Origin of the sequence: Myxococcus vastator (genome assembly GCF_010894475.1) — a bacterium.
Taxonomy (GTDB): domain Bacteria; phylum Myxococcota; class Myxococcia; order Myxococcales; family Myxococcaceae; genus Myxococcus; species Myxococcus vastator.
Genome location: NZ_JAAIYB010000433.1, coordinates 1 through 7,075 on the forward strand (window position 1 = coordinate 1; position 7,075 = coordinate 7,075).

Consider the following 7,075-nt stretch of genomic DNA (forward strand, 5'->3'; position numbering starts at 1 on the left):
ACCCACCCCTGGGCGCGGGGTTACCCAGGTGTGGCTGGTTGCCCACCCTGAAGTGGGTGCCTAGCTTCGCCACCGTTCCTTCCGCCGTCCTCCATGTGGGGCGCGCGGCGGCCAGGGTTGACGGTAGTGGGGAAGGGGTGGGCCATGACAGGGCGCTTGGGCTGGGTCGCCCTCGCGGTGGTGGGAATGCTGGTCGGTTGCGCGGATCGCGAGCGCTCGGCGCTGGCGGACGGGCGGCTGACGGCGACGCCGGGTGGCGTCGACTTCGAGCGGGTGGCCATCTTCGATGCGCGCGAAGCGGAGATTTCGCTGCGCAACGTGGGCCGCGCACCCGTGGACGTGAACGAGGTCTGGGTGGAGGGCCCGGAGGGGGCCTACCGCGCCGAGTTCACCCATGAGGGGCCGCACAGCTTGCAGCCCGGGAGCGCGTGCTCGCTGCGCGTGCGGTTCGCGCCGCCCACCGAGGGTGCTCAGCCGGCGGTGCTGGTGGTGCGCTCGGACACGCGCATCGAACCGCTGCTGCGCATCCCCCTGACGGGGAGCGGCGTGGACGCCTGGGCCCGCGTGTCGCCGCGGCGGCTGGACTTCGGCCGCATCGAAGCGGACGCCACGAAGGTGCTGCCGCTGCGCCTGGAGAACCCCACGGAGCTGCCCGTGGAGGTGACGCCGCGGCTGGTGGGCGCGGACCGCGACGAGTTCAGCGTGGAGCCGGTGACGCTTTCGCCCGGTGAGCGTCGCGAGCTCATGGTGACGTTCCACCCGGTGCGGGTGGGCCGCAAGCAGGTGGCGCTGGCCCTGTCGCCCTGCCGCGGCTGCGCGGACGTGACGGTGCAGGTGGCGGCCGAGGCGCTGGAGCGCGCGGTGGTGGCCGAACCGGAGGTCCTGGACTTCGGCGCGGTGCCCGTGGACCGGGACGCGGTGCGCGAGTCGAGCATCCGCAACATCAGCACCGAGCCGGTGACGGTGACGCGGCTGACGCTGGAGGGCCGCGACGCGTCGTTCACCCAGAACAGCGTCGGCTTCCCCCTGGTGCTCCAGCCGGGCGAGGTGCGGACCTTCACGTTCCGCTACACCCCGGACCACCAGGGCGCGGCGCAGGACACCGCGCTGTACCACGTGGAGAGCCGCCGCCATCCGACGACGCCCGTGCAGCTGCGCGGCTACGGCGGCGCGCCGGAGCTGTGTGTGTCCCCGTCGTTCCACGACTTCGGCACGCAGCCGCTCGGCGCGAAGGTGCGCGTCATCATCAACGTGAAGAACTGCGGCGCGTCCAACGAGGGCGGGCTCACCCTCAACACGCTGGACTGGCTGCCGCAGCAGGGTGGGGCGCCCCAGTTCAACCACACGCCGCTGGCGCTGCCGGTGACGCTGCCGCCCGGTGGCGAGGTGAACCTGGAGGTCTTCTACGAGCCCACCGAGCTGCGCGCGGCGGAGGGCTCGCTGGTGATGACGACCAACGCCTTCTCCGCGGCCACGGTGCAGATGGACTTCCGCGGCAACACGGAGGCGCACGCGCCCTGTGAGCTCGCGCTCACGCCGCAGGCCCTGGACTTCGGCACCATTCCGCCCACGCAGGGCGCGGTGCTGGGGCTCAAGCTGGAGAACCGCGGCACCGACTTGTGCCCGGTGAAGAACATCCGCCTGCGGGATGACGGCGGCGGCGTCTTCACGCTGCCGGGCGGCGACCTCTACGGCGGCATCATGTACCCCGGCGACTGGTTCAGCTTCCAGGTGGCCTTCATGGCGCCCGTGGCGGGCGGCCACTTCACCGGCACCGTGCAGATCGAGCAGATGCAGCCGGCCAACCCGGTGATGCTGGTGCCGCTGGTGGCCAACACCCAGGCGGTGTGCCTGGTGGCGTCGCGCCGCTACATGGACTGGGGCGTGGCCCGGCCGGACTGCCCCGCCGAGCCCATGGAGGTGAACTTCCTCAATGCCTGCGCCGCGCCGGTGTCAGTGAACGACGTGTGGATCGGGCCGGGCACCACGGATTCGGAGTTCGGGTTTTCGGCGTTGCCAGACCCCATCCCCTTCATGTTGCCGCCCAACGAGGCCTTCACGGTGGGCGTGGAGTACTTCGGCCTGGTGTCGGGCATGAACCTGTCGCCGCTGTACGTGGGCTCCAGTGACTTGCCGGCGCCGCTGATGGTTCCGCTGGTGGGCGAGTCGTCGATGCGGGTGGAGAAGACGGACAACTTCGTCCAGCAGGACGTCAGCAAGGTGGACGTGCTGCTGGTGGTGGACAACACCGCCTCCATGGCGGTGGAGCACCCGCGGCTGGTGGAGGCCATTCCGACCTTCGTGCAGACGGCGCGGGACCGGGGGGTGAGTCTCAACGTGGCGGTGACGACGACGGGCATCCACCCGGTGACGCCGTCGGACCCGGCCAACGCGTGCCCGGGCGGCGCGGAGGGCGGCGAGGCGGGCCGCTTCTTCCCGGTGGACAGCTCGCTGCCGCGCATCCTCACGAACGCGACGCCGAACCTGGTCCAGCAGCTCCAGCAGAACGTGCAGGTGGGCCGGTGCGCGGAGGTGGAGCAGGGCTTCGAGGCGATGCGCCGCGCGCTGTCCCGGCCGCTGGTGAACAGCGCGGATGACCCGCGCACGCCGCCGCCCAACGACGGCAACGCGGGCTTCCTGCGCGAGGAGGCCGCGCTGGTGGTGCTGTTCGTCAGCGACGAGGACGACCACTCGCCCGACGCGGTGGACACCTACGTGGACTGGGCCCAGCAGCTCAAGGGACAGAACCAGCCGCAGCGCGCGACCTTCTACGCCATCGCTCCGCCGGCCGAGGGCTGCGCGACGGCGGGCGGCGCCGGCACCCGCTACTCGCAGGCCACCTCCCGCACGGGAGGCGAGGTGGTGAGCGTCTGCGCGGAAGACTACCGGCCGCTGCTGCAGGCGGTGGGTGACAAGGCCTTCTCCGCGCAGCAGCGCTTCCCGCTGAGCGACCTGCCGGAGCCCGGCAGCGTGACGGTGACGGTGAATGGCACGCCGTCCACGACCGGCTGGACCTACGACGCGGCCACCAACAGCGTGGTGTTCGACGTCGTGCCGCCAGCGGGCACCCGCATCGCCATCAACTACCGCCGTTCGTGCGACGCGATGTAACGCACCCGGAGGGCCGGACATCCGGCCCTCCACGGTGGTGTCAGTCCCCGGTGCTACAGGTCTGCTTCCGCCTGTGCGGATGACCAGAAAATTGGAGGTCACCTCGCGGTGTGTACCCTGAGGTCGTACCTGCAGCTGCCGAGGAGGCACCCGGTGAACTCCCAGGACCTTGAAGGAACGATGACGAGCGCGGCCCGCCCTGCTGGAAGGGCCCCAGGACTGCGCGTCATCAAGGGAGAAGGGCAGCGGAGGGAGGAGCCGCTCGCTTCCCGGGACGCCGTGGCCCGGGTGCTGATGGAGGCCGGTGCGGACCTGCTGCTGCGGCGAATCAGCCCGGCGCGGGCGGGGGAGATTGAGCGGAAGGTGGACCGGGTCCTGGACCTGTTCGACCGGGTGGACGCGGCGCCGGTGCTGATGCCGGTGCTGAAGCGTCACCTGGACGAGCTGGAGACCCTGATGCGGGAGACCCGCGAGGTGCGGGCCGCCCGGAGATAGCGACAAAGGCCGCTTCCGGAGCAGTTGGGGGTTTGACCCTCCTTCCCGGTGCGCTTACGCTCGGGTCCATTCCGCGCCCGGAACTCGGGGCCACTCCAAGGGTGGTTGTCCAGGGGCCGGTCAGGTCGCCGTGTCCATCGAAACCTATGGCAGGTATCAGCTCCTGAAGCGTCTCGCCACGGGCGGGATGGCGCAGATCTATCTTGCGCGGCCTCAGGGCGCGGAGCCTGACAAGCGGGTGGTGGTCAAGCGGATCCTTCCGCACCTCGCGGAGAACGACGACTTCGTCAAGATGTTCCTGGACGAGGCGCGCATCGCCGCCCGGCTGAACCACCCCAACGTGGTGCAGATTTTCGACCTGGGCGCGCAGGACGACTCCTTCTTCATCGCCATGGAGTACATCCACGGCGACGACCTGCGCCGGCTGTGGAAGCAGTCGGAGCTGATGGGCCAGCCGCTGCCGGTGCCGCTGGTGTGCCGCATCCTCATCGAGGCCTGCGCCGGCCTGGACTACGCGCACAAGCGCACGGACCCGACGACGGGCCGGCCGCTGGGCATCGTCCACCGCGACGTGTCCCCCCAGAACATCCTGGTGACGTTCGAGGGCGGGGTGAAGGTGGTGGACTTCGGTATCGCCAAGGCGGCGGACCAGGCCACCGTGACGCGCTCTGGCGTGCTGAAGGGGAAGTATTCGTACATGTCCCCGGAGCAGGCGGCGGGCATGCGGGTGGACTGCCGCGCGGACATCTTCGCGCTGGGCATCGTCCTGTACGAACTGCTCACCGGCACGCGCCTGTTCAAGCGTCCCAACGACATCCAGACGCTGACGGCGGTGTCGGAGTGCCGGGTGGTGCCGCCCTCGCAAGTGACGCCGCATGTGCCGGCGGACCTGGACGCCATCGTCCTCAAGGCGCTCGCGAAGGAGCTGCCGGACCGGTACCAGGAAGCGGCGCACCTCCAGCACGCGCTGGAGGAGTGGCTGCGCGCGCACCAGGCGCCCGCATCGTCCGCGCACCTGTCCGCCTTCATGAAGGAGGTCTTCGCGGAGCGGCTGGCCGAGGAGGCCCGGGCGGGCGACGTGCTGGGCGAGGACTCGGATGCGGGTGCGTCGAGGCCGGAGGCTCCGCCGCGCCGCACCGGCCTGCGGCCCGCGTTGCCGCCCCGTCCACCGCCGATGTCGCCGGAGGATGACGCGACGGCGGCGCTGCGCCCGCGACCGGCGTCCCGGACGGGCCGCTTCGAGCTGGAGCCGGACAAGCCCGCGCCGCGGCAGACGGGACAGCGCCGGGCGGTGGAGCCCGAGCGGCCCTCGCGCTCCGGCATGAACGTGGCGCCGCCGCCTCCTCCGCCGCCGCCCGTGGAGGAGGACGCGCCCACGGTGGATGCGCGCGCACCCGCGTCGGTGACCCGGACGGACGTGAAGCTGGGCGGGGCCGCCGCCGCGCCGACGGACCCTCGAGGCGCTCCGCGGCCTTTCGGCAACACGGGCCGCTTCGACCTGGGCGCGCCGGTCCTCCCCGTGGATGACGAGGATGCTCCCACGGTGGATGCCCGCGCTGGGGCGCGCTCGCAGGCGCGAGGGGGGTACGTGGTGGAGGAGGACGCGCCCACCATCGCCATGATGGACACGGGCCGGCCCTCGCGCGTGGTGATTCCGCTGCGGGACGGGGAGCAGCTCGAGGAGGACGCCCCCACGCTGTCGCTGGGCATGTCGCGCGCGGCGAAGCGCCCCGTGGCCCGCGAGGCGGCGACGGGCGGCAAGACGTGGCTGTACGTGGTGGGGCTGGGTTTGCTGGTCCTGGCGGTGGTCGTGGTGTTCTGGTCGATGCGCTCGACGGAGCCAACGCCGGTGTCCCTGGACCCGGAGGCAGCGGTGCCCGCGCCCGTGCCCATGCAGGCCGAGGCGCTGGTCCAGGCTCCGACGGAGCTGCGGCCCCCGCCCGTGGTGCCCCATCCTCCCGTGGAGTCCGCGCCCGCGCCGGTGCGGCTGCACATCGAGACGCAGCCCGCGGACGCGGTGGTGCTGGTGGATGGCCAGCGCCACGGCGAGCGGCCGGTGGTGCTCGACGCGGCGGTGGGTCAGCAGGTCGCCGTGCGCGTGGAGGCCGACCGGCACCAGGCGCAGACGCGCACGGTGACGGTGGGTGAGGAAGCGGAGCAGGTGGCGCGCTTCACGCTGGAGCCCGAGCCCGGTGCGGTGCCCGCCGCGCCCGTGGCGGCGGTGGCTCGCGAGCGTCCGGCGCGGCCGGAGCCCCGGCAGGAGGGGCGGCTGGCCCGGGTGCGCTTCGTCGTGCATCCCTGGGCGGAGGTGACGTGCGGTGGCAAGCGGATGGGCGAAACGCCCTTCGAGGCCGTGGAGCTGCGCGTGGGCAGCTATGACTGCCGCTTCGTCAACCCCGACCTCAAGAAGACGCTCAGTCGACGTATCGAGGTGAAGCCCATCGACCTCAACGTCGTGAGCGTGAAGTTCGAATAGCACATGCCTTGGATGCTCCCGTGACGCTCGAAGCCGGCACCCACATCGGCAAGTACGTCGTCCGCCGCAAGCTCGCCGAGGGCGGCATGGCGGAAATCTACCTGTGCACGGCGCGCGGCGCGGAGGGCTTCGAGAAGGAAGTCGTCATCAAGCGGGTGCGCGCCTTCCTGGCCAGCGACCCGGAGTTCGTGGGGATGTTCATCGCCGAGGCCCGGCTGGCCTCGCGGCTGAACCACGCGAACGTGGTGCAGATCTTCGACTTCGACAAGCACGAGGACACGTACTACCTGGCCATGGAGTACGTGCGCGGCTGCTCGTTGTGGGAGCTGCGCAAGCGCGGCAAGGAGCTGATGGAGCCGGTGCCGCCCATGCTGGTGGCGCACATCGGCGCGGAGGTCGCCCGGGGGCTGCACTACGCGCACCGCGTCCGCGTCAATGGCCAGCCGCTGGACCTGGTGCACCGGGACGTCACGCCGCACAACGTGCTGCTGTCCTTCGACGGCGCGGTGAAGCTGACGGACTTCGGCATCGCCAAGGCGGGCAACAAGCTGACGCAGCCGGGCGTGCTGAAGGGCAAGTTCGCGTACATGTCGCCCGAGCAGGCCCGGGGCGAGGCCGTGGACGCGCGCACGGACATCTTCGCGCTGGGCGTGGTGCTGTGGGAGATGCTCACCGGCGGCCGCCTGTTCGACGGGGACTCCGAGGTGGCGGTGCTGCGCGCGGTGCAGCTGAGCACCATCCCGCCTCCGGCCCGGCTGAATCCGGACGTGCCGGCGGACCTGGACGCCGCCGTGGTGCGTGCGCTGGATAGAGATCCCGCGCTTCGCTTCCAGACGGCCGCCGAGCTCGAGCGCGCCCTGGCCCAGTGCGTGCTGACGCATGCGAGGTCCGTGGACGACACGGACCTGAGCGCCTTCATGCGCCGCTTGTTCCCCACCAGCCTCACCCAGGCGATTCCCACCGTGCAGGAGCGCACGCACGTCGTGGAGGGGG

4 protein-coding genes are annotated in these 7,075 nt (G+C 71.5%); all 4 read left to right on the forward strand.

Going from position 1 to position 7,075, the window contains the following annotated elements; translation table 11 throughout:
- The first annotated feature begins 144 nt into the window (after positions 1-144).
- Positions 145-3,111: a choice-of-anchor D domain-containing protein gene (locus tag G4D87_RS30530; RefSeq protein WP_205507776.1), complete on the forward strand. Its 2,967-nt coding sequence runs from the start codon at positions 145-147 to the stop codon at positions 3,109-3,111.
- 108 nt (positions 3,112-3,219) lie between these two features.
- On the forward strand, positions 3,220-3,606 hold the full coding sequence (locus G4D87_RS30535) for a hypothetical protein (protein ID WP_163786225.1): 387 nt from the start codon (positions 3,220-3,222) through the stop codon (positions 3,604-3,606).
- A gap of 130 nt (positions 3,607-3,736) precedes the next feature.
- A complete protein-coding gene (locus G4D87_RS30540) occupies positions 3,737-6,082 on the forward strand; it encodes a serine/threonine protein kinase (protein ID WP_163786226.1) in 2,346 nt (781 codons plus the stop codon).
- A 20-nt stretch (positions 6,083-6,102) separates the two neighbouring features.
- Positions 6,103-7,075: serine/threonine-protein kinase (locus tag G4D87_RS30545; RefSeq protein WP_163786227.1), on the forward strand; the 973-nt coding region annotated here is incomplete at its 3' end.

Bases quoted from the DNA above. Each gene is read 5' to 3' on its own strand.
- G4D87_RS30530 (WP_205507776.1), top strand. From the start codon at position 145: ATGACAGGGCGCTTGGGCTGGGTCGCCCTCGCGGTGGTGGGAATGCTG.